15 protein-coding genes are annotated in these 24799 nt (G+C 72.4%); 7 read left to right on the plus strand and 8 right to left on the minus strand.

Going from position 1 to position 24799, the window contains the following annotated elements; translation table 11 throughout:
* Window positions 1-118: 118 nt before the first annotated feature.
* A complete protein-coding gene (locus AC07A6_RS17360) occupies window positions 119-2890 on the minus strand; it encodes a LamG-like jellyroll fold domain-containing protein (RefSeq protein WP_478777631.1) in 2772 nt (923 codons plus the stop codon).
* A 147-nt stretch (window positions 2891-3037) separates the two neighbouring features.
* A complete protein-coding gene (gmd, locus tag AC07A6_RS17365) occupies window positions 3038-4051 on the minus strand; it encodes a GDP-mannose 4,6-dehydratase (RefSeq protein WP_478777632.1) in 1014 nt (337 codons plus the stop codon).
* A 470-nt stretch (window positions 4052-4521) separates the two neighbouring features.
* On the opposite strand from gmd, the gene AC07A6_RS17370 reads away from it, so the two are divergent.
* Window positions 4522-5466, plus strand: a complete 945-nt coding sequence (locus AC07A6_RS17370) for a GDP-L-fucose synthase family protein (RefSeq protein ID WP_478777633.1) — start codon at window positions 4522-4524, stop codon at window positions 5464-5466.
* Window positions 5467-5483: 17 nt separating this feature from the next.
* Here the strand turns inward: AC07A6_RS17370 and AC07A6_RS17375 are convergent, their stop codons facing one another.
* The gene (locus tag AC07A6_RS17375; RefSeq protein WP_478777634.1) at window positions 5484-6971 is read right to left on the minus strand and encodes a sugar transferase; all 1488 of its coding nucleotides are present in this window, start codon (window positions 6969-6971) and stop codon (window positions 5484-5486) included.
* 382 nt (window positions 6972-7353) lie between these two features.
* Between AC07A6_RS17375 and AC07A6_RS17380 the strand changes: the two genes are divergently transcribed.
* Window positions 7354-9627 (plus strand): M4 family metallopeptidase, encoded by a 2274-nt coding sequence (locus tag AC07A6_RS17380; RefSeq protein ID WP_478777635.1) that lies wholly within the window; start codon window positions 7354-7356, stop codon window positions 9625-9627.
* 105 nt (window positions 9628-9732) lie between these two features.
* Here the strand turns inward: AC07A6_RS17380 and AC07A6_RS17385 are convergent, their stop codons facing one another.
* Both AC07A6_RS17385 and AC07A6_RS17390 read right to left on the minus strand, forming a co-directional pair.
* A complete protein-coding gene (locus AC07A6_RS17385; protein WP_362459526.1) occupies window positions 9733-10227 on the minus strand; it encodes a hypothetical protein in 495 nt (164 codons plus the stop codon).
* 153 nt (window positions 10228-10380) lie between these two features.
* A complete protein-coding gene (locus AC07A6_RS17390) occupies window positions 10381-11907 on the minus strand; it encodes an MFS transporter (protein WP_478777636.1) in 1527 nt (508 codons plus the stop codon).
* Window positions 11908-12045: 138 nt separating this feature from the next.
* On the opposite strand from AC07A6_RS17390, the gene AC07A6_RS17395 reads away from it, so the two are divergent.
* Window positions 12046-13047, plus strand: a complete 1002-nt coding sequence (locus AC07A6_RS17395; RefSeq protein ID WP_478777637.1) for an Lrp/AsnC family transcriptional regulator — start codon at window positions 12046-12048, stop codon at window positions 13045-13047.
* 30 nt (window positions 13048-13077) lie between these two features.
* Here AC07A6_RS17395 and glgP read toward each other — a convergent pair whose 3' ends face one another.
* Both glgP and AC07A6_RS17405 read right to left on the minus strand, forming a co-directional pair.
* Entirely contained in the window at window positions 13078-15714 is a 2637-nt protein-coding gene (gene glgP, locus AC07A6_RS17400) for an alpha-glucan family phosphorylase (protein WP_478777638.1), read from the minus strand.
* Window positions 15715-15855: 141 nt separating this feature from the next.
* A complete protein-coding gene (locus tag AC07A6_RS17405; RefSeq protein ID WP_478777639.1) occupies window positions 15856-16455 on the minus strand; it encodes a GNAT family N-acetyltransferase in 600 nt (199 codons plus the stop codon).
* Window positions 16456-16796: 341 nt separating this feature from the next.
* On the opposite strand from AC07A6_RS17405, the gene AC07A6_RS17410 reads away from it, so the two are divergent.
* The 4 genes from AC07A6_RS17410 to glgB all read left to right on the plus strand — a co-directional run bounded on the left by AC07A6_RS17410 (window position 16797) and on the right by glgB (window position 24376).
* Complete coding sequence (locus AC07A6_RS17410) at window positions 16797-18791, plus strand: alpha-1,4-glucan--maltose-1-phosphate maltosyltransferase (protein WP_478777640.1); 1995 nt, start codon at window positions 16797-16799, stop codon at window positions 18789-18791.
* Window positions 18788-20494, plus strand: coding sequence for a maltose alpha-D-glucosyltransferase (gene treS, locus AC07A6_RS17415; RefSeq protein ID WP_362459543.1), 1707 nt, complete (start codon window positions 18788-18790; stop codon window positions 20492-20494). The genes AC07A6_RS17410 and treS overlap by 4 nt, the downstream gene beginning before the upstream one ends.
* A 154-nt stretch (window positions 20495-20648) precedes the next feature.
* Window positions 20649-22088: a maltokinase N-terminal cap-like domain-containing protein gene (locus AC07A6_RS17420; RefSeq protein WP_362459546.1), complete on the plus strand. Its 1440-nt coding sequence runs from the start codon at window positions 20649-20651 to the stop codon at window positions 22086-22088.
* Entirely contained in the window at window positions 22085-24376 is a 2292-nt protein-coding gene (gene glgB, locus AC07A6_RS17425; protein ID WP_478777641.1) for a 1,4-alpha-glucan branching enzyme, read from the plus strand. Before AC07A6_RS17420 ends, glgB begins: the two co-directional genes overlap by 4 nt.
* Here glgB and AC07A6_RS17430 read toward each other — a convergent pair.
* Window positions 24366-24716 (minus strand): thioredoxin family protein, encoded by a 351-nt coding sequence (locus AC07A6_RS17430; protein WP_362459552.1) that lies wholly within the window; start codon window positions 24714-24716, stop codon window positions 24366-24368. The genes glgB and AC07A6_RS17430 overlap by 11 nt on opposite strands.
* Between the last annotated feature and the right edge of the window lie 83 nt (window positions 24717-24799).

Here is a 24799-nt window from a genome sequence, read left to right on the forward strand (position 1 = left end):
AGGTGGAAAGGAGGAGGGTCTCGGCGGGCCGGCGCTGGCACCTGGGTTGTCCCGCGGGTGGGGGAGGGGGTGCCCCCCCCCCTCTCCCCCCCCCCCCCCCCCCCACTCCGTCGGGCGGTTACTTCTGGCCGAAGGTGAGGACCAGCTGCGGAGCGCCGTCCGCGGCGGTCGACTCCGAGGACCAGATCCACAGCGGGTCGGTGCCCGTGCTGGTCATGCCGAGGCCGTAGCTGCTGCCCAGCACCGCGGAGACCGCGGCGGTGTCCAGTTCGACGTTCTGGACGGCCGAGCCGTCCGGCACGCCCGCGATGCTGCCGAGCGGGGCGGTGCCGAGGGCGGGCTTGGTGTTGAACGTCGTGGCTCCGCTCCAGGTGCCGGTGACCGGGACCACGGAGACGGTGTCGGCGGTGCCGGCGCCGGTCTGCGTGGAGGTCTTGAACTGGAGGGAGGCGGCCTTCAGGACCTGTCCGGCCGGGGCGGCCGGGAGGGTGAAGCGCAGGTACGTCTCGTACGCCGAGGTGCCGCGCACCGCGAGCGAGGACGAGGTGCCGTAGGCGGTGCCGGGGGCGCCCTGGTTGACGTAGGTGTCCTCGGACGGGGTGACCTTGGTGACCGTGTCGGCCGGCACCTTGGCCAGGTCGAAGTGGGCCTTGACCTGGGCCTGGGTGAGCGCGGTCGGGTAGACGGCGGTCTCGTCGATCTGCCCGGCGAAGAAGTTGCTCGTCGGACGGTTCGGCCAGCTGGTGAGGCTGTCGCCGCCCACGTGCCAGAAGCCCGCGTACGGGGTGGAGTTGGTGGCGCTGTTGGTGCCCTTGTTCTGGCCGTCCACGTACAGGGTCATGCCGCCGGGGCCCTGGGTGCCGACGACGTGGTGCCACTTGTTGTCGTTGTACGTGTCGAGGAGGCCGGTGGTGATGGTGCGGGCGGTGCCGTTGTAGACGCCGAAGGCCAGCCGGCCGGTGTTGGTCATGTACAGCTGCTTGTCGAAGGTGCTGCTGCTGTTGACCGTGTTGTTGCCGAAGCCGATGAGCTTGCCGCCGCGGGTGGTGTTGGTCTTGAACCACGTCTCGACGGTGAAGGATGCGCCGACGCTCTGCCGGTGGTCGCTGTAGACCTGCTGGCTGGTGCCGTTGAAGCCCATCGCCGTGCTGGTGCCGGTGACGGCGCCGGGGCTCTGGCGCAGGGCCGGGGCGCCCACCTGGATGCCCCCGGTGTTGCCGCCGTCGGAGGAATCCGCGACGTACGGGCTGACGGTGTCGTCGTAGCGCCAGTACAGGTTGGCGCCGTCGGCGCGGACCCGGTCCGGGTAGGCCTGGACGGAGGCCGGGACGGTGACGGAGGCGTTCGCCGACAGGGCGCTGGTGTTGCCGGCGGCGTCGGTGGCGGTCACCCGGTAGGTGTAGGACTGGCCGGCCTTGACGGTGGTGTCGTTCCAGGAGGCCTGCGGCCGCTCGAACTCCAGGGAGTCGGCGGTCACGGTGGCGATCGGGGTGGCCGAGCCGTTGCGGTAGATCCGGTACGTCAGCCTGCTGTCGTCCTGGTCGTAGCTGGTGCGCCAGCGGACCTGGACTTCGCCGGGCTTGACGCCGGCAGCGCTGACGACGGGGGCGGTCGGCGCGCCGACGTCACCGGTGTCGGCGAAGCGGGTCAGGCCCTGCTGGGGCCGGCCGTTGATGAGGGTGAACTCGCCGCCCGCCCACAGGTAGTTGACGCCGTCCTTCTCCGCGACGGACATGACGCGCGGGCCGATGCCCTCGCCGACGCCGTCGTTCGCGGTGGGGTGCCAGCCGAGCTTGCGCGGGCCGCGCACGAAGCCGTCCACGGGCGCGGGGGCGGTGCCGGTGTGGTCGGTGGGCTGGGCGAGGAAGTAGTTCCGCTTGCCGTCGGGGAACTCCAGCTCGCTGGAGCAGTCGTGTGCGTGCGAGGAGCTGTAGAGCACGCCGCCGTAGGGCAGCACGTACTGGGTCGCGCCGAGGCAGCGGTCGCGCCACTTCTCGCCGAAGTCCGTGTTCAGGCCGATGCGGCCGTCGAAGACACCGCCGCCGGAGCCCTCGTTGGCGGTGTAGTAGCCCGTCGCGTCGGCCGAGATGTGCTTGACGACCGAGTTGGAGGGGATGGTCGAGTACGTCTTGGCGACGGCGCCGGTGGTGGCGTCGACTACCGCGAGGGCGTGCGTGTTGGTGCCGTTGACGGCGAAGAAGTCACCGCCGAGCAGGACGTTCCTGCCGTCGTTGCTGACCTTGACGGCCCGGCCGGGCTCGTCCGCGTTGGCGGTCCAGGGCTTGAGGGCGCCGGAGGCGGCGTCGACCGCGGCGAACCGCTCGCGGGTCTGGCCCTCGACCGTGCCGAAGTCCCCGGCGACGTAGAGGGTGTCGTCGGAGACGTCGAGCGCGCGCACGGTGGCGGGTACGCCCGGGTGGAAGCCGGCCTTGGGGGTGCAGGTCTCGATGTCGATCGCGGCGAGGCTGGAGACCGGGGTGCCGTTGACGGCGCCGAAGTAGCCGCCCGCGTACAGGGTCTTCTTGTCCTTGGAGACGGCCAGCGCCCGGACGGTCGCGCTGCCGTCGCCGACGGTGAAGGCCAGCTTGCAGGAGGTGGGGTTGCCCGTCGCGGCGTCCAGCGCCACGAAGTTGACCGCTTCCTGCTCGGCGCCGCCGGCCGCGTCGGGCGGGCGGACCGCCGAGAAGGTGCCGCCGGCGAAGACGGTGCCGTTCGCCTGTTCCATGGCGAAGACGACGCCGTTCGGCTGCCAGGTGGGCAGTTCGTCGGCGGTGAACGCCACCGGCGGTGTGACGGCGGACGCCTCGGGCGTCAGCACCAGGCCGAGGCCCGTGCCGGCACCGGCCAGTGACAGTGCGAGGGCAGCACTCAGCCCTCTGGATCTACGCATGAGCCCCCCAGGGCCGTTGGCCCGGCTTGATGGCTGGAAGTATCCGAACGGCCGTATGGACTGGTGCGGACCAGAACCGCATACGGCGAGTGCGCGCCCGGCCTCAAACTTGACCGGGACACGGCAAATCGTAGGTGAAGCAGGAGCCTAGCGGTCGATCCGGACCGTGGCGCCCGCCAGTTGGTCCTCGACCTGGCGGACGTCGGCGTCCACCATGATCTGCGCCAGCTCCGGCGCCAGTACCGTCGGCTTCCAGCCAAGGACCTCCCGCGCCTTGGAGGCGTCGCCGATCAGCGCGTCGACCTCGCTGGGGCGCTCGTACTTGGCGTCGTAGCGAACGTGGTCCCTCCAGTCGAGGCCCGCGTGGGCGAAGGAGGACTCGACGAAGTCCCGTACGGTGGCGGCGACTCCGGTGGCGACCACGTAGTCGGACGGCTCGTCCTGCTGGAGCATGCGCCACATCGCGTCGACGTACTCGGGGGCGTAGCCCCAGTCGCGGACGGCGTCGAGGTTGCCGAGGTAGAGGTGGTCCTGGAGGCCGACCTTGATGCGGGCGACGGCGCGGGTGATCTTCCGGGTCACGAAGGTCTCGCCGCGGCGGGGCGACTCGTGGTTGAAGAGGATCCCGTTGGCGGCGAACATCCCGTACGCCTCGCGGTAGTTGACCGTGGTCCAGTACGCGAAGACCTTGGCCCCGCCGTACGGGCTGCGCGGATGGAAGGGGGTGTCCTCGTTCTGCGGGGGCGGCGTGGAGCCGTACATCTCGGAGGACGAGGCCTGGTAGATCCGGGTGTCGACGCCGCTGGCCCGGATGGCCTCCAGCAGCCGCAGCGCGCCGAGTCCGGTCACGTCGCCCGTGTAGAGGGGGGCGTCGAAGGAGACGCGGACGTGGGACTGGGCGCCGAGGTTGTAGACCTCGTCGGGGCGTATGTCGCGCAGCAGGTTCACCAGGGCGACGCCGTCGGAGAGGTCGGCGTGATGCAGGACGAAGGAACGATTCGCCGTCTGCGGGTCCTGGTAAATGTGGTCGATCCGCTCCGTGTTGAAGCTGGAGGACCGCCGCACGAGCCCGTGCACCGTGTAGCCCTTGGAGAGCAGGAGCTCTGCGAGGTACGAGCCGTCCTGTCCGGTGACGCCGGTGATCAGTGCGGTCTTGCCCATGTGGTGTCCCCCTGGGATCCGTTGCTGTTCTGATGTGCTCCGGCCTCTGGCACGACCGGTCTCTCGATGTCCGCCCTCGACCCGGCACGCAGGGCCCCCCGAAGGCCCCGCGCCATTCCGGCGGGCGGCGGGCAAGGCCCGCCCGTCCCTGGTCCGGGACTGGATGCGTACCGTACACGCCCACTCCGCATGAACCAGCCCCGCCCAACCGCAACCCAGTCCAGCCCCGCGGCCCAACCCGGCCCCGCAGCCCCACCCAGCCCCGCAGCCCCACCCAGCCCCGCAGCCCCACCCAGCCCCGCAGCCCCGCCCAGCCCCGCCGGCGTTTGAGGCGCGGGGGTCCGGGGGCAGAGCCCCCGGCAACGGCGCCGCACACGCACGACGGCCACCGGGTGGCAACCCGAAGGTCCCTGACGCCGCGTCCGGGCTCCCGGAAACCCCGCGGCCAGCGGACTGGCATCATCGGCGGTATGACAAGCACCCCGCCCCTGCTGCCCCCGCACGCCCGCGTCTTCGTCGCCGGACACCGCGGCCTCGTGGGGTCCGCGGTCGCGCGCCGCCTCACCGCCGACGGCCACGAGGTGCTCACGCGCGGCCGCGCCGACCTCGACCTGCGCGACGCCGCCGCGACGGAGGCGTACCTGCGCGACGTCCGCCCGGACGCGGTCGTGCTGGCCGCCGCGAAGGTCGGCGGGATCATGGCCAACAGCACGTACCCCGTGCAGTTCCTGGAGGACAACCTCCGGATCCAGCTCAGCGTCATCGCCGGCGCGCACGCGGCCGGCGTGGGCCGTCTGCTGTTCCTCGGCTCCTCCTGCATCTACCCGAAGCTGGCCCCGCAGCCGATCACCGAGGACGCCCTGCTGACGGGCCCGCTGGAGCCCACCAACGAGGCCTACGCCCTCGCGAAGATCGCCGGCATCGTGCAGGTCCAGTCGTACCGCAAGCAGTACGGGGCCTCGTTCGTCTCGGCCATGCCCACGAACCTCTACGGCCCAGGCGACAACTTCGACCTCCAGTCCTCGCACGTGCTGCCGGCGCTGATCCGCCGCTTCCACGAGGCGGCCGCGGAGGGGCGCGAGGAGGTCGTCCTCTGGGGCAGCGGCACCCCGCGCCGGGAGTTCCTGCACGTGGACGACCTGGCGGCCGCCTGCGCGGTGCTGCTGGAGCACTACGACGGCGACGAGCCCGTCAACATCGGCTGCGGTGAGGACCTCACCATCAGGGAGCTGGCCGAGACGGTCGCCGAGGTCACCGGCTTCCGGGGCCGCCTGGCCTGGGACACCTCCAAGCCGGACGGGACCCCGCGCAAGCTGCTCGACGTGTCCCGTCTGACCTCGCTGGGCTGGAAGCCGGGCATCGCGCTGCGGGACGGCATCGACGCCACCTACCGCTGGTGGCTCGGCCAGGGCTGACGTCACCGCGCGGCCCCTCAGTACGCTCCGCGGCCGTCGACCACGGCGCGGAGCGTACGGCCCATCACGTCGACATCGCTGGTGAAGGACCAGTTGTCCACGTACTGCAGGTCGAGCTGAATCGTTTCGTCCCAGGAGAGGTCCGACCGCCCGCTGATCTGCCACAGGCCGGTCATCCCGGGCCGTACGGTGAGCCGGCGCAGCTCGACCTCGTCGTACTCCGCCACCTCCTCGGGCAGCGGCGGACGGGGGCCGACCAGCGACATGCTGCCCGTCAGCACGTTGACGAGCTGCGGCAGTTCGTCCAGCGAGGTGCGGCGCAGCAGCCGGCCCACCCGGGTCACCCGGGGGTCGCGGCGCATCTTGAACATCAGGCCGTCGTTCTCGTTGGCCCCGGCCAGCCCGGCCTTGAGGCGGTCGGCGTCCGACACCATCGTGCGGAACTTCCACATGACGAAGGGCACCCCGTCGCGCCCGATGCGCCGCTGGCTGTAGAAGGCGGGCCCCTTCGAACCGAGGCGGATGGCCAGGACGAGCCCGAGGAACAGCGGCGCCAGCAGCAGCAGCCCGACGGCCGCCCCCGCCCGGTCGAGCACCGTCTTGAGCAGGGGCTGCACCCCCCGCCGTACGGGCGGCGCGACCCGCAGCACGGCGAGCCCGCCCGCCGACAGGGTCTCCAGCCGCTTGACGGAGACCTCCACCAGGCCGGGGAAGACGGCCAGTTCGAGGCCCTCGTCGTGCAGGGCCCAGGCCACCCGCCGCAGCCGCTCCCCCGCGAACCGCGCTCCGGGCGCCACCAGCACCAGGTCGGCGTGGTGGCGGCGGACGGCGCGCAGCACGGCGGACGCGTCCCGGTTCGGCGCCTTGGGCATCGAGGCGTCCAGCCTGGCCGCGACCGGCATCCCGGCGGCGAGGGGGCCGCCGCCGACCGGGACGAGGCCGACGGCGACGTACGGGTGGTCGGTGCGCGCGGCGAGGTGCGCGATGACGTGCTCGGCGGCGGCGGGCTCGCCGACCACCAGCACCCGGCTGACGGCCTGCACCTCGCGGCGGGCCGCGGAGAGGTGGCGGTACGTCAGTTTGTGGCAGGCGACGGTGACGAGTAGTGCGGGCAGCAGTGCGCCGAGGGCGGCGAGGCGGGGGGTCTCCTCCGCCGTCACCACGCGGACGACGGCCAGGACACCGATCAGAATCAGCCAGTCGTGCAGTACGGGGAGCACTCCGCGGGACTCTCCGAGCACCCGGCCGGAGTACCGCCGGCGCAGCGCCTGCACCCCGGTCCAGGCGAGGGCGGCGCCGAGCGCGCAGTGCAGGGGCCTGACCTGTCCGGCGGCGTCGAAGACCAGCCCGACGGGCACGGCGGCGCCGAGGAGGTCGGCCGTGACGGCCACGGGCAGGTACCAGCGCGCCTTGTCGCCGAGCCGCCGCACCGGGGCCGCCGCGGCCCCGTCGGGTCCGGCCGCCCCGGGGGCCTCTCTTTGCTCAGGAAAACGGACATGCCTCATGGGTCCCCCTGGCACGTGGTCTGTTTCGGTGCCACCCGTCCACTGCTTCCCCTGGCAGCGAACACGTGTCGCACCGGGAAACAGTACGACAAACACCCGTACGGTAAACGTCGTTCGAGTGAACGAGACCCCTTGTTGCCCAAGTGTTAACAGCCGGTAGCTTCCGTTCCACCCGCCGCCGGAAGCCCTCCCACACAAAGGTGAATGGTCCGGATACCGGATACGTATCTTCGGACAACGGACCGTTTCCGGCCAACCTTTTGATGTGGCCCTGACATCGCGGCCAACAGCTGGCACTCTTCGATCCGTTCATCGCACCAGCCCTGATCTGCCCGGAGGCCCACCCAGCCATCCGGAACCCCCCTTGCAGAAGGAGTCTGCGTTGAGTCCCACCCCCCAGCGGCGTGCCACCGCGGCCGGCGCCCTCGTAGCCGCGGCCGCCCTGCTCGCCGTAGGCATACAGGCCGGCACCGCCACCGCCGCCGCCGACGCCACCGCGTCGCAGGCCCGCACCGCTGCCCAGCCCAACCCGGGCGCGGCGGCCGCCAAACTCAGCGCTTCGGAGCGTGCGACGCTCCTCGCCGAGGCCAACTCGACCACCGCCCAGGCCGCGAAGGCGCTCGGCCTCGGCGGCGGCGAGAAGCTGATCGTCCGCGATGTGGTCAAGGACGCCGACGGCACCACGCACACCACGTACGAGCGGACCTACGACGGTCTGCCCGTGCTCGGCGGTGACCTCACCGTCCACGCCAAGGACGGCGTCACCAAGAGCGTGACCAAGGCGACCCAGCACGAGATCAAGGTCTCGGACACGAACGCCACCGTCACCCCGGCCACCGCCGAGGGCCAGGCCGTTTCGGCTGCGAACGCCGAGGGCTCCAAGCAGACCAAGGCCGACAAGGGCGCCCGCAAGGTGATCTGGGCCGCGGAGGGCGTCCCGGTCCTCGCCTTCGAGACCGTCGTCGGCGGCCTCCAGGACGACGGCACCCCGAGCCAGCTGCACGTGATCACCAACGCCAAGACCGGCGCGAAGATCACCCAGTGGCAGGGCGTCCAGACCGGCACCGGCAACACCCAGTACAGCGGCCAGGTCACCCTCGGCAGCTCGCAGTCGGGCAGCAACTGGACGCTGACCGACGCCGGCCGCGGCAACCACAAGACCTACAACCTGAACCGGGGCACCTCCGGCACCGGCACCCTGTTCTCCGGCCCGGACGACATCTGGGGCAACGGCCTCCCGTCCAACGCCGAGACCGCCGGCGCGGACGCCCACTACGGCGCCCAGGTCACGTGGGACTACTACAAGAACGTCCACGGCCGCAACGGCCTGCGCAACGACGGCGTGGCCCCGTACACCCGGGTCCACTACGGCAACGCGTACGTCAACGCCTTCTGGGACGACTCCTGCTTCTGCATGACCTACGGCGACGGCGAGGGCAACAACAAGCCGCTCACCTCGACGGACGTGGCCGCGCACGAGATGACCCACGGCCTCACCTCGGTCACCGGCAACATGACCTACAGCGGTGAGTCCGGCGGCCTGAACGAGGCCACCTCCGACATCATGGCGGCGGCGGTCGAGTTCTACGCCGCCAACCCGCAGGACGTCGGCGACTACCTGGTCGGCGAGAAGATCGACATCAACGGCGACGGCACCCCGCTGCGCTACATGGACAAGCCGAGCAAGGACGGCGGCTCCAAGGACGCGTGGTACTCGGGCATCGGCGGCATCGACGTCCACTACTCCTCGGGTCCGGCGAACCACTGGTTCTACCTGGCCTCCGAGGGCTCCGGCGCCAAGGTCATCAACGGCGTGAGCTACGACTCGCCGACCTCCGACGGCCTGCCCGTCACCGCGATCGGCCGTGACGCCGCCGCGAAGATCTGGTTCCGCGCGCTGACGGTGGGCTACTTCAAGTCCAACACCAACTACGCCGACGCCCGCGTCCAGACCCTGAAGGCCGCCGCCGACCTGTACGGCCAGGGTTCGGCCACGTACAACAACGTCGCCAACGCCTGGGCCGCCATCAACGTCGGCCCGCGCATCAACGACGGCGTGACGGTCACCGCGATCGCCAACCAGAACACCCAGATCAACACCGCGGTGAGCCTCCAGGTCCAGGCGACCAGCACCAACCCGGGCGCGCTGGCCTACTCGGCGACCGGCCTGCCGGCCGGCCTGTCGATCAACTCCTCGACCGGTCTGATCTCCGGTACGGCGACCACCGCGGGCACGTCCAACGTGACCGTCACGGTGACCGACTCCGCGAACAAGTCGGGCACGGCGTCCTTCACCTGGACCGTCGGCACCTCGCAGCAGAACGTCTTCGAGAACACGAACGACTACGCGATCGCCGACAACGCCACCGTCGAGTCCCCGATCACGGTGACCCGCACCGGCAACGCGCCCAGCACCCTCAAGGTGGACGTCAACATCGTCCACACCTACATCGGTGACCTGAAGGTCGACCTGGTCGCGCCCGACGGCTCCGTCTACAACCTGCACAACCGTTCCGGCGGCAGCGCGGACAACATCGTCAAGAGCTACACGGTGAACGCCTCCTCCGAGGTCGCCCAGGGCGTCTGGAAGCTCCGGGTCAACGACAACGCGAGCCTGGACACCGGCAAGATCGACAGCTGGAAGCTCACCTTCTGATCCCCTCGGGGCAGGAAGTGAACCACCGCTGAACCGCTGAAACCACGGGGCCGCCCGGGAGGAAACCTCCCCGGGCGGCCCTGTCCCATGCGGCGGGACGGTCCGTCAGCCGATCGAACGGAAGACCTGGTTCATGAAGTCTCCCGGCGTCATGGCGCGGCCCTGGCCGGGGCGGACCATGCTGCGGTCCTCGTCCTCCCAGTAGTCGTCGTCACGGCCGCCGTGGTGGCCGCCGTGGTGGCCGTCCGGCTTGAGGAAGACCGAGCGGGCGTTCAGGTCGTGCGCGCGCTCGCCCGGCCGCAGCACCTCCTGGGCCTCGCCGCCGCAGCTGTCGCCCCGGAAGACGAGGACCAGCGCCTCCGTGTCGTTCTCCACGAAGTAGGCCGGCCGGTTCCGGCTGGTTCCCGTCAGCCGGTAGCAGGTGTCGTAGTCGGCCGGTTCGATCGTCCTGCGGTGCCCGTCCCGGTCGTCGTCCGCGTACCGGTAGTGGATCTCGCCGAGGCCGTAGTTGCGGTTGTCGGCCAGGGACTGGCCGGCGGTCGGGAGCACCAGCGCGAAGGAGGCGAGGAGCGCGGCCGCGGCGGTGGAGCGAAGACGCATGTGAGGGTCCGTTCTCGGGGGCGTGGGGGCTCGGGGGGCGTGGGGACCGGGTCCGGTGGACGTCCGCGGGCAGCCTAGGAGCGGACCCGCCCCCGGCCGCACCGCCATGCACAGCACGTTCGAAGGTTCACCCTCCCGGGGAGCCGGGGCGGCTCAGGCGGAGGTCCGCCCGGACACGGGCGCTCCGGCGGGAGCTCCCGCCGGAGCTCCGCCCTGTACCGGGACGGGGGCGCCGACGGCCGGGCGGCGGACCAGCAGCGCCACCGCCAGCGCCCCCGCCAGGCCCATCGCCCCCGAGACCAGGAAGGTGTCCCGCAGCCCGCCCGCGAAGGCCGCGTCGACCCACTCCCGCGCCCCCGGCGCCGCCAGCAGCCGCCCCGCCCCGCCGGAGGCCAGGGCGTCGGCGAGCTCCCGCGGCCGCCCGCCGAGCCCGTCCGCCAGCCCGGCGTGGAACACCGCGCCCAGCACCGCGATCCCCAGCGCGGTACCCAGCTGCCGCGCGGTGTTCAGCACGCCGCCGGCCATGCCCGCCCGGGCCGGGGCCACCGCCCCCATCGCGGTGGCCGCCAGCGCCGGGGTCGCCATGCCCACCCCGACACCGCTGACCAGCAGCCCGGGGGCCAGCGCGGTCCAGCCGTCGCCCGCGTCCAGCATCCAGGCCTGGAGCAGCGCGCCCGCCCCGATCAGCAGCAGCCCGCCGCCGATGGTCAGCCGGGGCGACGCCCCGTGCAGCAGCCGCCCGGCCAGCGCCGCGACGACGAAGCCGGCGAGGCTCATCGGGAGCAGCACCAGGCCGCCGCCCACCGGGCTCATCCCCTCCGCGGACTGGAGCCAGAGGGAGACGTACATCAGGTACGAGAACGCCGCGCCGGACAGCAGCAGCCCGGCGGCCATCACCGCCACGAACACCGGGCTGCGGAAGAGCGACAGGTCCAGCATCGGGCGGGAGCCGCGCAGTTCGACGAGGACGAAGGCGGCGAAGGCGGCCGCCGCGAGGCCGGACAGCCCGAGGGTGGCGGCCGAGGTCCAGCCGTTCTCCCCGACCCGGATCAGGGCGTACGTCAGGGACGCGGCCCCGACGGTGAAGGTGGCCATGCCGGGCAGGTCGAGCCCCCGCGCCCGCGGGTCGCGGGACTCGGCCACCGCCTTCAGGGTCACCCAGACGGCCAGCGCGCAGACGGGCAGGTTGATGAAGAAGATCCAGCGCCAGCCGAAGTGCTCGGTCAGCAGCCCTCCGATGACCGGCCCGGCCGCGGCGGCGGCGCCGTTGACCGCGCCCCACACCCCGAAGGCGACGCCCCGGTCGCGGCCCTGGTAGGCGGCGCTGAGCAGGGCCATGGTGGTGGCGAACATGGCCGCGCCCCCGATGCCCTGCACCGCGCGGAAGGCGATCAGCGCGGCCGGGCCGTCCGCGACCCCGCAGGCGAGCGAGGAGGCGGCGAAGAGCACCAGCCCGCCGAGGTAAACACGGCGGCGGCCGATCCGGTCGGCGAGCGAACCCGCGCCGAGCAGCAGGGCGGCCAGGGCGAGGGCGTAGACGTCCATCACCCACTGGAGGCCGGCGAAATCCGTGCTCATGTCGGCGGCCATGTCCGGGAGGGCGACGGTCACGATCGTGACGTCGACCAGGAGCATGAACGCCCCGAGGCACACCGCCGTCAGCGGCAGCCACTTACGCATGGGGGTCTCCTCGTGTCCGGGGTGGGGCGGGGGACGCCCCCGAGTGACCCCACGCTCGCAGCGGCCGCCCCGGAACCCCACCCACAGCCCTGCTCCTGCCGGATTTCCCTCACGAACAGACCCGTCATGATGGAAACCATGAATGACGAGGAGCTGGACGGTCTCGACCGTTCCCTGATCCAGGCCCTGGTGATCGACGGCCGGGCGCCCTTCAGCCGGATCGCCGAGGTACTGGAGGTCTCCGACCAGACCGTCGTACGCCGCTACCGGCGACTGCGCGGCGCCGGGCTGGTCCGGGTCGTCGGACTGCCGGTGGGCAGCCGCGTCGGGCTGTTCGAGTCCTGGCTGCGGATCCAGTGCGCCCCCGACGCGGCGCTGCCGGTGGCCGAGGCCCTCGCCCGCCGCCCGGACATCGCCTGGGTGACCATGAACTCCGGCGGCACGGAGATCCACTGCATGACCCGGGCCCGCACCCGCAGGGACCGCGACGCCCTGCTGCTGGAGAAGCTGCCGCGCACCCGCCGGGTCACCGGCATCAGCGCCCACACCATCCTGCGGAAGTTCTTCGGCGGGCCCGACGCATGGGCGGGCGTCGACGAGCTGCGCCCCGACCAGATCGCGGCCCTGCAGCGCCCTGCGGCCGGGCCGGCGCCGGAGCGGTACGTCCTCGACGCGGCGGAGTCGGCGCTGCTGGGGGTGCTGGGCCGGGACGGCCGCGCGGGGTATCCGGAGCTGGCGCGCGCCACCGGGCTGTCGGAGTCCACCGCCCGGCGGCGGCTGGAGCGGCTGCGGGACCTCGGGGCGCTCTTCTTCGACGTGGAGTTCGTGCCCGAGCTGTTCGGCTACGAGGCGGAGGCGACGCTGGTGCTGACCGTCCCGCCGGCCCGGCTGGCGGAGGTGGGGAACGCGCTGGCCGGCCACCGCGAGGTGCCCTTCGCGGCGGCCGTGTCCGGGGCGGCCTCCCTGATGGCGGTGGTGGTGTGCCGGGACACCGAAGCCCTCTACACCTATCTGACCGAGAAGATCGGCGCGGTGGACGGGGTGGGCCAGGTGGAGGTGATCCCGGCCCTGCGCAGCGTGAAGCGGGCCGGGATGCTGGTCGAGGACGGGCGGCTGGTGGATCCGCCGCCCGCCCCCTGATCCCGCCCGGCTCCTACCCGCTTCCGGGGCTCAGCGCAGCAGTACGCCGCCCAGCGCGTCGGTGTCCACCGGGGCCGCGACCAGCCCGAGTTCGGCCGGGGTCGCCAGCAGCGGGTGCGTCGGCAGGATCCGCACGGTGTAGCCGAAAGGCCCGGTCCGGTCGAGCGCGAGCGGGCCCTCGTACACCCAGCGCCCCTCCATGTCCGGCCCGGCGGCGGGCTTGAGCGGGAAGGCCCGCCCGTCCCGGATCACGTCCTGGGCGTCGACCCGCCCGGCGACGGCCTGCACCTCCACGTCCTCCGGCGCGAGCGCGTCCAGCGCGACCCGCACCCGCAGCGTGAGGGTGGCGCCCAGTTCGGCGGTGCCCCCCACGGGCGCGGCGGCGACGGCCTCCACGTGCTCGACGGCGACCCGCGGCCACGAGGCCCGGATCCGGCCCTTCCACCAGGCCAGTTCCTGTGCGGCGTCGGGGGTCAGGGCCCGGTGGGAGAGCGCGGCCGGGGCGTAGAGGCGTTCCACGTACTCCCGCACCATCCGCCCCGCGAGCACCTTCGGGCCCAGGGACACCAGGGTGCGCCGGACCATCTCGATCCACCGCACGGGCAGCCCGGCCCGCCCGTCCCGGTCGTAGAAGCGGGGTGCGACCCGCTTCTCGATCAGCTCGTAGAGGGATCCGGCCTCCAGGTCGTCGCGGCGGTCCTCGTCCGTGCCGAGCCCGTCGGCGGTGGGGATGGCCCAGCCGAAGTCGGGCTCGAACCACTCGTCCCACCAGCCGTCCAGGACCGACAGGTTGAGGCAGCCGTTGAGGGCGGCCTTCATCCCGCTGGTGCCGCAGGCCTCCAGCGGGCGCAGCGGGTTGTTCAGCCAGACGTCGCAGCCCGGGTAGAGCTTCTGCGCCATGGCCATGCCGTAGTCGGGCAGGAAGACGATGCGGTGGCGCACGCGCGGGTCGTCGGAGAAGCGGACCAGCTCCTGCACGAGCCGCTTGCCGCCGTCGTCGGCCGGGTGCGCCTTGCCGGCGACGACGATCTGCACCGGGCGTTCCGGGTCCAGCAGCAGCCGGCGCAGCCGCTCCGGGTCGCGCAGCATCAGCGTGAGCCGCTTGTACGAGGGCACGCGGCGGGCGAAGCCGATGGTCAGCACGTCCGGGTCGAGGACGCCGTCGACCCAGCCGAGTTCGGCGTCGGCGGCCCCGCGCTGCTTCCAGGAGGCGCGCAGCCGGTCGCGGACCTCCTGGACGAGCTGCTCGCGCAGGGTACGGCGTACGTCCCACACGTCCTGGTCGGCGATCTGCGCGACGGCGTCCCAGCGGGCGGAGGCGCCCACGGCGAGGGCGTCCTCGGTGCGTCCGGCCCCGATCTGGCGGGCGCCGAGCCGCATGACCTCGGGGGCGACCCAGGTCGGGGCGTGGACCCCGTTGGTCACGGAGGTGATGGGGACGTCGGCGGCGTCGAAGCCCGGCCAGAGCCCGGCGAACATGCCCCGGCTGACGGCCCCGTGGAGGGTGGAGACCCCGTTGGCGCGCTGGGCGAGGCGCAGGCCCATCACGGCCATGTTGAACACCCCGGGGTCGCCGCCCGGGTAGGACTCGGCGCCCAGTTCCAGGATCCGCTCGACGGGTACGCCGGGCAGCTCGGCGCCGTCGCCGAAGTGGCGGGCGACGAGCGAGCGCTCGAAGCGGTCGATGCCGGCGGGCACGGGGGTGTGCGTGGTGAACACGGTCCCGGCGCGCACGGCTTCGACGGCGGCGTCGAAGCCGAGGCCCTGGTCGACGTCGAGTTCCCTTATGCGTTCCAGTCCGAGGAAGCCGGCGTGTCCCTCGTTGGTGTGAAACACCTCGGGGCCGGCGTGGCCGGTGATCCGGCAGTACGCACGCACGGCGCGGACGCCTCCGATGCCGAGCAGCATCTCCTGGAGGAGGCGGTGGTCGCTGCCGCCGCCGTAGAGCCGGTCGGTCACCTCGCGGGCGCCGGCGTCGTTGTCCTCGACGTCGGAGTCGAGCAGGAGCAGCGGCACCCGGCCGACGCGGGCCTGCCAGATGTGCGCGTGCAACGACCGCCCGCCGGGCAGGGTGAGCGTCACCCGGGCGGGGCCGCCGTCCTCGTGCCGCAGCAGGGACAGGGGCAGCTCGTGGGGGTCGAGCACCGGGTAGTGCTCCTGCTGCCAGCCGTCGCGGGAGAGGGACTGGCGGAAGTAGCCGTGGCGGTAGAGCAGGCCGACGCCGATGACGGGGACGCCGAGGTCGCTGGCGGCCTTGAGGTGGTCCCCGGCGAGGATCCCGAGGCCGCCGGAGTACTGGGGCAGGGCGGCGGTGATGCCGAACTCGGGGGAGAAGTAGGCGATGGCGGAGGGGAACTCGGCGGTGTTCTCGTTGGTCTGGTACCACCTGCCGCCGTGGAGGTAGTCGTCGAGGTCGGCGGCGGCCACGGCGAGCCGGCGCAGGAACCGCCGGTCGGCGGCGAGTTCCTCCAGCCGGGAGGCGGGAACGGCGCCGAGCAGCCGGACGGGGTCGCCGCCGGCGGCCTGCCAGCCCTCGGGGTCGACGGATTGGAAGAGTTCGCGGGTTTCCGTATGCCACGACCAGCGCAGGTTGCGCGCGAGGTCGGCGAGCGGCATCAGGGGTTCGGGGAGGACGGGGCGCACGGTGAATCGACGGATAGCCTTCACACGTTCCACCTTCGCAGGGGATGACGGATCGGAGCGACCGCACCACGCTGTGCAACCGCGCATCGCCCCCGGAAGGCTAGCGGCGGAACAGCACCGCGGCCATGCCGCCTCCCGCGCCGCCCCCGCCACCACCCCCGACCGTCAGGCGTCCGTCGCGAGGCGGGCGTGCAGGTGCTCGTCGTGCCAGCCGTCGGCGTGCCGCAGGGCGCCGCGCATGGTGCCCTCCAGCGGGAAGCCGGCCTTGAGGGCGACGGCGCAGGAGGCCGGGTTGGCGACCGAGTGGCAGATCCGCTGCCGGTGCAGGCCCGCCTCGCGGAAGCCCCAGCCGGCCACCGCGGCCACCCCCTGCGGCATCACGCCCCGCCCGCGCCCGGCCGGCAGCAGCCAGTACACGAACTCCGCGCTGGTGCCGTCGGGGTCGAAGTCGGCGAGCCCGATCAGGCCGACGGCCGGGGCGGCCGGCTCCGCCGACACGGCCCAGACCGCCGCCGCCCGCTGCTCCCACCGCCGGTTCCAGCGGGCTATGCGGGCCGCCGCCGACTCCCGGGTCTCGGGCTCGGGCCGGTTCCAGTGCCGGATGTCGGGGTCCTCGTACGCGGTGACGAGCACCGGGGCGTCGGCCTCGCGCCAGGGCCGCAGCACCATCCCGCAGGGGAGGCCGAACACCGGCTGAGGGGTCCCGCCCCATGGGGCGGGAGGGGTTGTGGGGGCCTGCGTGACGAGGGTGTTTTCGCTGTCCATCGGCCCATCCTCACCGACTTGACGGAGCCTCGGCGGATACCGGGCCGGGGCGAGCCGTTCCCCGGCCGTCCGCGTCCCACTACGTACGAGTAGTTAACCGACGGTGCGGATTGGGCGGGGTGAGAGTGGGAAGGGCTGTGCGGGTACACGCGGTACACGCACGGCGCACCCGCCCACAACCTTTCCCCGCCACCCGAGTGAACGCGGACAGGAGCGGCCATGCCCGCAGCCCAGCCGTCTTCCGAGCGGCTAGAAACAGAGCGAACAGAGCGTGCACTACCAGCCGTGACTCCGGCTGGACCGTCACCGAGCCCTGCGAACTGCCCCCAGGTGATCCCATCATGATCGGTCGCATTCCCGTGCTGGACGTCCGCCCCGCCGTCGACTGCGGCGCCAGACCCGCCAAGGCGGTCGTGGACGAGGTCTTCGAGATCTCCGCCACCGTGTTCCGAGAGGGCCACGACGCCGTCGCCGCCCATGTCGTACTGCGCGACCCGAGCGGGCGGCTGCGCCCGCCGGTGCCCTTGCGCGAACTGGCCCCCGGCACCGACCGGTGGGGGGCCCGGGTCTCCGCCGAGGTCGAGGGGAGGTGGACGTACACCGTCGAGGCGTGGAGCGATCCGGTCGCCACCTGGCGGGCCCACGCCGCGATCAAGATCCCGGCCGGCCTCGACACCGGGCTGACCCTCCTCGAAGGGGCGGAGCTCTACGAGCGGGCCGCCGCGAAGATCCCCAAGCGGGACGGCCGCGAGGCCGTACTGGCCGCGGCCGACGCGATGCGCGACGAGGACCGGCCGGCCGCGGAGCGGTACGAGGCCGCGCTCGCGCCCGCGGCGCAGGCGGCGCTCGCCCGGCGCCCGTACCGGGAGCTGGTCACGGCCGCCAAGCCGCTGCCCCTGATCGTCGAACGCAAGCGGGCCCTCTTCGGTTCCTGGTACGAGATGTTCCCCCGCTCCGAGGGAGCGGTGGTGGAGCCGGGCGCGGCCCCGGTGAGCGGCACCTTCCGCACCGCTGCCGAACGGCTGCCGGCCATCGCCGCCATGGGCTTCGACGTGGTGTACCTGCCGCCCATCCACCCCATCGGGTCGACGTACCGCAAGGGGCCCAACAACACGCTGTCGGCGGGTAGTTGGGACCCCGGGGTGCCGTGGGCCATCGGTTCCCCGGAGGGCGGGCACGACGCGGTCCACCCGGAGCTCGGCACCCTGGAGGACTTCGACGCCTTCGTGGCGCGCGCCCGCGACCTGCGGATGGAGATCGCCCTCGACTTCGCCCTCCAGTGCTCCCCCGACCACCCGTGGGTGGAGAAGCACCCGGAGTGGTTCCGCCACCGCGCCGACGGGACGATCGCGTACGCCGAGAACCCGCCGAAGAAGTACCAGGACATCTACCCCGTCCACTTCGACTCGGACATGGCCGGCATCGTCGAGGAGACGGTCCGGATCCTGCGGCACTGGATGGACCACGGGGTCCGGATCTTCCGGGTCGACAACCCGCACACCAAGCCGGTCGTGTTCTGGCAGAAGGTGATCGCGGAGATCAACAAGTCCGACCCCGACGTGATCTTCCTGGCGGAAGCTTTCACCCGGCCCGCGATGATGCGCGCCCTCGCCTCCGTCGGCTTCCAGCAGTCGTACACCTACTTCACCTGGCGCAACACCAAGGCCGAGCTGACCGAGTACCTGACCGAGCTGTCCGGCGACCGTTCCGCCTCCGTGATGCGGCCGAACTTCTTCGTGAACACGCCCGACATCCTCCACGAGTACCTCCAGAACGGCGGCCGGCCCGCCTTCGAGGTCCGGGCCGTCCTCGCCGCCACCCTCTCCCCCGCCTGGGGCGTCTACGCGGGCTACGAGCTCTGCGAGAACACCCCGGTCCGGGAGGGCAGCGAGGAGTACCTGAACTCCGAGAAGTACGAGCTGCGCCCGCGCGACTGGGCCGCCGCCGACCGCGAGGGCCGCACGATCGCCCCGCTGATCACCGCCCTGAACCGGCTGCGCCGGCGCAACCCCGCCCTCCAGCAGCTGCGCGACATCCACTTCCACCCGACCGACAACGAACAGGTGATCGCCTTTTCGAAGCACTCCGGTGGCAATTCCGTACTGGTGGTCGTCAACCTCGATCCGCACCACACCCAGGAGGCGACGGTCTCGTTGGACATGCCGGTACTCGGCCTCGACTGGCACGGGTCCCTCGCGGTGCGCGACGAGCTCACCGGCGAGACCTACCACTGGGGCAGGGCGAACTACGTGCGCCTGGAACCGGGCCGTACGCCCGCGCACGTCCTGGCCGCCCTGCGACCGTCCCCGCCCACCGGAGGGTCACCCACCACATGATGATCAACGATCCCGTCCACGACACCTTCGAGGACACCCCCGCCAAGGACCGCGACCCCGACTGGTTCAAGCGGGCGGTCTTCTACGAGGTCCTGGTCCGCTCCTTCCACGACAGCAACGGCGACGGCGTCGGTGACCTCAAGGGGCTCACCGCCAAGCTGGACTACCTCCAGTGGCTCGGCGTCGACTGCCTGTGGCTGCCGCCGTTCTTCGCCTCGCCGCTGCGCGACGGCGGCTACGACGTCTCCGACTACACCTCCGTGCTGCCCGAGTTCGGCGACCTCGCCGACTTCGTGGAGTTCGTGGACGCCGCGCACACCCGCGGCATGCGGGTGATCATCGACTTCGTCATGAACCACACCAGCGACCAGCACGAGTGGTTCCAGCAGTCCCGCAAGGACCCCGACGGGCCGTACGGGGACTACTACATGTGGGCCGACAACGACAAGCAGTACCAGGACGCCCGCATCATCTTCATCGACACCGAGACCTCCAACTGGACGTACGACCCCGTCCGCAAGCAGTACTACTGGCACCGCTTCTTCTCGCACCAGCCGGACCTCAACTTCGAGAACCCGGCCGTGCAGGAGGAGATCATCTCGGCGCTGCGGTTCTGGCTCGACCTCGGCATCGACGGCTTCCGCCTCGACGCCGTGCCCTACCTCTACGCCGAGGAGGGCACCAACTGCGAGAACCTGCCCCGCACCCACGAGCTCCTCAAGCGGGTCCGCGCCGAGATCGACGCGCACTACCCGGACACCGTGCTGCTCGCCGAGGCCAACCAGTGGCCCGAGGACGTCGTCGACTACTTCGGCGACTTCGCCAAGGGCGGCGACGAGTGCCACATGGCGTTCCACTTCCCCGTCATGCCGCGCATCTTCATGGCCGTGCGAAGAGAGTCGCGCTACCCCGTCTCCGAGATCCTGGCCAAGACCCCGGCGATCCCGGACGGCTGCCAGTGGGGCATCTTCCTGCGCAACCACGACGAGCTCACCCTCGAAATGGTCACGGACGAAGAACGCGACTACATGTACGCCGAGTACGCCAAGGACCCCCGGATGCGGGCCAACATCGGCATCCGGCGCCGGCTCGCCCCGCTCCTGGACAACGACCGCAACCAGATGGAGCTGTTCACCGCCCTGCTGCTGTCGCTGCCCGGATCGCCGGTGCTGTACTACGGCGACGAGATCGGCATGGGCGACAACATCTGGCTCGGCGACCGCGACGGCGTACGGACCCCCATGCAGTGGACCCCGGACCGCAACGCCGGTTTCTCCTCCTGCGATCCGGGCAGGCTGAACCTGCCGGTCATCATGGACCCGGTCCACGGGTACCAGGTCACCAATGTCGAGGCGGCCATGGCGTCGCCCTCCTCACTGCTGCACTGGACCCGCAGGCTGATCGAGATCCGCAAGGCCAACCCGGCCTTCGGCCTCGGCTCGTACACCGAACTGCCCTCGTCCAACCCGGCGGTGCTCGCGTTCCTGCGCGAGTTCGGGGACGACCTGGTGCTGTGCGTGCACAACTTCTCCCGCTTCGCGCAGCCCACCGAACTGGACCTGAGGTCGTTCAACGGGCGGGTCCCGGTGGAGCTCACGGGAGACGTGCGCTTCCCGCCGATCGGCGAGTGGCCGTACCTGCTGACCCTGGCGGGCCACGGCTTCTACTGGTTCCGGCTCCGCAGCGACCAGCGCGCCGACTGACGGACCCGCTACGGGGCGGGCACTCCTTTGGGTCAACGGCCCGCCCCTGTACGGATCATCCTGACCCGACACACGCACATACCGGAGAAGCAACTGCCGCGCATCCGGGACACTCTGCGCATTCTGTGACGGCCCGGGGAAAGGACGCGACGCCATGTCGGAGGCTGCATCCGCCCGGAGCCGGCTCACGCCCGCCCGGGCCGGCGGGACCGCCGAGCTGGAACCGATGCTGAGGGACTGGCTGCCCGCACAGCGCTGGTTCGCCGGCAAGGGACGCCGGATCGGCAGGATCGAGACCGTCTCGGCGGCCGAACTGCTGCCGCCGGGCTCCGCCCCCGGCCTGCTGCACCTGCTGCTCGACGTGGACGGGGACTGCTACCAACTCCTGCTCGGCATCCGCCCGTCCCCGCTGCCGCCCGCCCTCGCGCCCGCCCTGATCGGGCACGCCGAGAGCGGCCCCTACGCGGGCCGGGCCGTGTACGAGGCGCTGGGCGACCCCCGGCTCGCCTCCCTGCTGCTGGAACGGCTGCGCTCCCCCGGCACCCTGGGCCCGCTCCGCTTCGACCGGGACCCGGACACCCCGGTCCAGGCCGGGCTGCTACCCCGGCCGCTGTCCGGGGAACAGACCAACTCCTCCCTGATCTACGGGGATTCGTACATCCTCAAGGTGTTCCGCCGGGTCGGCCCCGGGGTCAACCCGGACCTGGAGCTGCCCAGGGCGCTGGCCGCCGCCGGCTGCGCCCGCGTGCCCGCTCCGGTCGCCTGGTACGAGGCCGAGCTGGCCGGTGGAGAACCGTTGACCCTGGGCGTGCTCCAGCCCTACCTGCGCGGCTCCGACGACGGCTGGCAGCTGGCCCTGCGCAGACTCGGGGCCGGGGCCGACTTCACCGCCGAGGCGCACGCGCTGGGCCGGGCCACCGCCGAGGTACACAGCGCCCTCGCGACCGCGCTGCCCACCCTGGCCCTCGGCCCCGAGCAGACCGCCCGGCTCGCCGCCGGGATGACCGCCCGGCTCGCCGCCACCTGCCGCGAGGTGCCCGCGCTGCGGCCGTACGAGGCCGGGCTGCGCGGCGCCTTCGACGCGCTGGCCGCCTCCCGGGGCACCGGGGTCCCCGCCCAGCGCATCCACGGGGACCTGCACCTGGGCCAGACCCTGCGCACCGCCGACGGCAGCTGGGCGCTGATCGACTTCGAGGGGGAGCCCGCCCGGCCGCTCGCCGACCGCCGCCGCCCCGAGCCGGCGGTCCGCGACATCGCCGGGATACTGCGCTCCTTCGACTACGCCGCCCGCTCGCACCGGCCCTTCGCCCCCGCCTGGGCCGACGCCTGCCGGACCGCGTTCTGCGAGGGCTACGCCCGCACCACCGGCCGCGACCCGCGCGAGGACCCGGTACTGCTGCGCGCCTACGAGACCGACAAGGCGGTGTACGAGGCCCGGTACGAGTCCCGGCACCGCCCCGACTGGCTGCACGTGCCGATGGCCGCGATCCGCCGGCTGTCGGAACCCCAGCGGCCCGCACACCGCATGCCCCCGCCGGCTCCCGGCACCGCCCCCACCCCCCACCCGAAGCCCCCGAGGAGGCCGCTCCCGTGAGCGCCGCACGACAGCCGTCACCGACCGTCCGCGAGGAAGCCGCAGCCGTACCCGTACCCGAACCCGCGAAGCGGGCCCGCGCGCCACGCGCCCGCCGCGCCGCCCCGCCGCACGGGGTCCGGCCGGCGCCCGCCCTGGACGCGGAGGAACGGGCCCGGCTGCTGGAGGGCCGCCACCACGACCCGCACGCGGTGCTGGGCGCCCGCGCACAGCGGGGCGGGGTGGCCTTCCGGGTGCTGCGCCCGTACGCGAAGGCCGTGACCATCGTGGCGAAGGGGCTGCGGGCCGAGCTCTTCGACGACGGGGACGGGCTGTTCTCCGGCCTGCTGCCGCTGACCGGGGTACCGGACTACCGGCTGCTGGTGACGTACGAGAGCGACGAGGTCGAGGTCCACGACCCGTACCGGTTCCTGCCCGCCCTCGGGGAGCTGGACCTGCACCTGATCGGCGAGGGCCGGCACGAGGAGCTGTGGACGGCGCTGGGCGCCCGGCCCATGGAGCACCAGGGCGTCGCCGGCACCCGCTTCACGGTGTGGGCGCCGAACGCCCGGGGGGTGCGGGTCACCGGGGACTTCTCGTACTGGGACTCGGTGGCCTACCCGATGCGCTCGCTCGGGGCGAGCGGGGTGTGGGAGCTGTTCCTGCCCGGGGTCGGCGAGGGCGCCCTGTACAAGTACGACATCACCCGCCCGGACGGCGGCCACACCCTGCGCGCCGACCCGATGGCGCAGTACGCGGAGGTCCCGCCGGCGAACGCGTCGGTGGTCACGGCCTCGCGGTTCGTGTGGCAGGACGCCGAGTGGATGGCCACGCGCGGCGCCCGTGCCCCGCACCAGGCGCCGCTGTCGGTGTACGAGCTGCACCTGGCGTCCTGGCGGCCGGGGCTCACGTACCGGCAGCTGGCCGACCAGCTGCCGGCGTACGTGAAGGAACTCGGCTTCACCCATGTGGAGTTCATGCCGGTCGCCGAGCACCCCTTCGGCGGCTCCTGGGGCTACCAGGTCACCGGCTTCTACGCGCCGACCTCGCGGATGGGCACCCCGGACGACTTCCGGCTGCTGGTGGACTCGCTGCACCGGGCCGGGATCGGGGTGATCGTCGACTGGGTGCCGGCGCACTTCCCGCGTGACGACTGGGCGCTCGCCGAGTTCGACGGGCGGCCGCTGTACGAGCACCAGGACCCGCGCCGGGCCGCGCACCCGGACTGGGGGACGCTGGAGTTCGACTACGGGCGCAAGGAGGTCCGCAACTTCCTCGTGGCCAACGCGGTCTACTGGTGCCAGGAGTTCCACGTGGACGGGCTGCGCGTGGACGCGGTGGCCTCGATGCTGTACCTGGACTACTCGCGCGGCGAGGGCGACTGGTCGCCGAACGAGCACGGCGGCCGGGAGGACCTGGACGCCGTGGCACTGCTGAAGGAAATGAACGCCGTGGTCTACCGGCGTTGTCCGGGGGTGGTGACGATCGCGGAGGAGTCGACGGCCTGGGACGGGGTCACGCGGCCGACGGACTCGGGCGGGCTGGGCTTCGGCCTGAAGTGGAACATGGGCTGGATGCACGACACCCTGCGGTACGTGTCGAAGGAGCCGGTGCACCGCAAGTACCACCACCACGACATGACCTTCGGGATGGTGTACGCGTTCAGCGAGAACTACGTGCTGCCGATCTCGCACGACGAGGTCGTGCACGGCAAGCGCTCACTGGTGTCGAAGATGCCGGGCGACTGGTGGCAGCAGCGGGCCACGCACCGCGCGTACCTGGGCTTCATGTGGGCCCACCCGGGCAAGCAGCTGCTCTTCATGGGGCAGGAGTTCGCGCAGGGCTCGGAGTGGTCGGAGACGTACGGGCCGGACTGGTGGCTACTGGACTCCTCCTATCCGGCGGCCGGCGACCACCGGGGGGTGCGCGACCTGGTGCGCGACCTGAACCGCGCGTACACGGCGGCCCCGGCGCTGTGGGAGCGGGACGCGGTGCCGGAGGGGTTCGCGTGGGTGGAGGCGGACGCCGCCGAGGACAACGTGTTCGCGTTCCTGCGGTACGCGCAGGACGGCTCGCAGCTGCTGTGCGTGTCGAACTTCTCCCCCGTGGTCCGGCACGGCTACCGGATCGGGGTGCCGGAGGAAGTGCCGGTGTGGCGGGAGGTCCTCAACACCGACCGGGAGGAGTACGGCGGGAGCGGCGTCCACCACGGGCGGCCGCTGCGCCCGGAGCCGGTTCCGGCCCAGGGGCGTGCGGCGAGCCTGCGGATGACGCTCCCGCCGATGGCGACGGTCTGGCTCAGGCCGTGAGCGGGGCGAGCGCCTCGTCGAGCTCCTGAAGCAGCCGGCGCTTGGGCCGGGCGCCGGTGATCTGCCGGACGGGCTCCCCGTCGCGGAAGAGGAGCATGGTCGGCATGGACAGCACCCCGTACCGCGTGACGGTCGCGGGGTTGCGGTCCGCGTCGATCTGGACGACCGCGAGGCTCTCCGCCCGCTCGGCGGCCACGGCGGAGAGCACCGGGGCGAGCTGGCGGCAGGGGCCGCACCAGTCCGCGGTGAACTCGACCAGGACGGGCCGGCCCCGTTCGGCCAGCACCCGCGCCTCGAAGTCGGCGTCGGTCACTTCGGCCACACCCTTGGCGTGGATCATTTCCGTTCCCCTTTCGTCAGCCGGTTCTCTTCAGCCGGTCGTCTTCAGCCGGTCGTCTTCAGCCGGTCGTCTTCAGCCGGTCG

Source organism: Streptomyces sp. NPDC044002 (assembly GCF_056434525.1).

Bases quoted from the DNA above. Each gene is read 5' to 3' on its own strand.
- AC07A6_RS17375 (WP_478777634.1), bottom strand. From the start codon at position 6,971: ATGAGGCATGTCCGTTTTCCTGAGCAAAGAGAGGCCCCCGGGGCGGCC.
- AC07A6_RS17360 (WP_478777631.1), bottom strand. From the start codon at position 2,890: ATGCGTAGATCCAGAGGGCTGAGTGCTGCCCTCGCACTGTCACTGGCC.
- AC07A6_RS17410 (WP_478777640.1), top strand. From the start codon at position 16,797: ATGATCGGTCGCATTCCCGTGCTGGACGTCCGCCCCGCCGTCGACTGC.
- AC07A6_RS17390 (WP_478777636.1), bottom strand. From the start codon at position 11,907: ATGCGTAAGTGGCTGCCGCTGACGGCGGTGTGCCTCGGGGCGTTCATG.
- AC07A6_RS17405 (WP_478777639.1), bottom strand. From the start codon at position 16,455: ATGGACAGCGAAAACACCCTCGTCACGCAGGCCCCCACAACCCCTCCC.
- gmd (WP_478777632.1), bottom strand. From the start codon at position 4,051: ATGGGCAAGACCGCACTGATCACCGGCGTCACCGGACAGGACGGCTCG.
- AC07A6_RS17370 (WP_478777633.1), top strand. From the start codon at position 4,522: ATGACAAGCACCCCGCCCCTGCTGCCCCCGCACGCCCGCGTCTTCGTC.
- AC07A6_RS17420 (WP_362459546.1), top strand. From the start codon at position 20,649: ATGTCGGAGGCTGCATCCGCCCGGAGCCGGCTCACGCCCGCCCGGGCC.
- AC07A6_RS17395 (WP_478777637.1), top strand. From the start codon at position 12,046: ATGAATGACGAGGAGCTGGACGGTCTCGACCGTTCCCTGATCCAGGCC.
- AC07A6_RS17430 (WP_362459552.1), bottom strand. From the start codon at position 24,716: ATGATCCACGCCAAGGGTGTGGCCGAAGTGACCGACGCCGACTTCGAG.
- treS (WP_362459543.1), top strand. From the start codon at position 18,788: ATGATGATCAACGATCCCGTCCACGACACCTTCGAGGACACCCCCGCC.
- AC07A6_RS17385 (WP_362459526.1), bottom strand. From the start codon at position 10,227: ATGCGTCTTCGCTCCACCGCCGCGGCCGCGCTCCTCGCCTCCTTCGCG.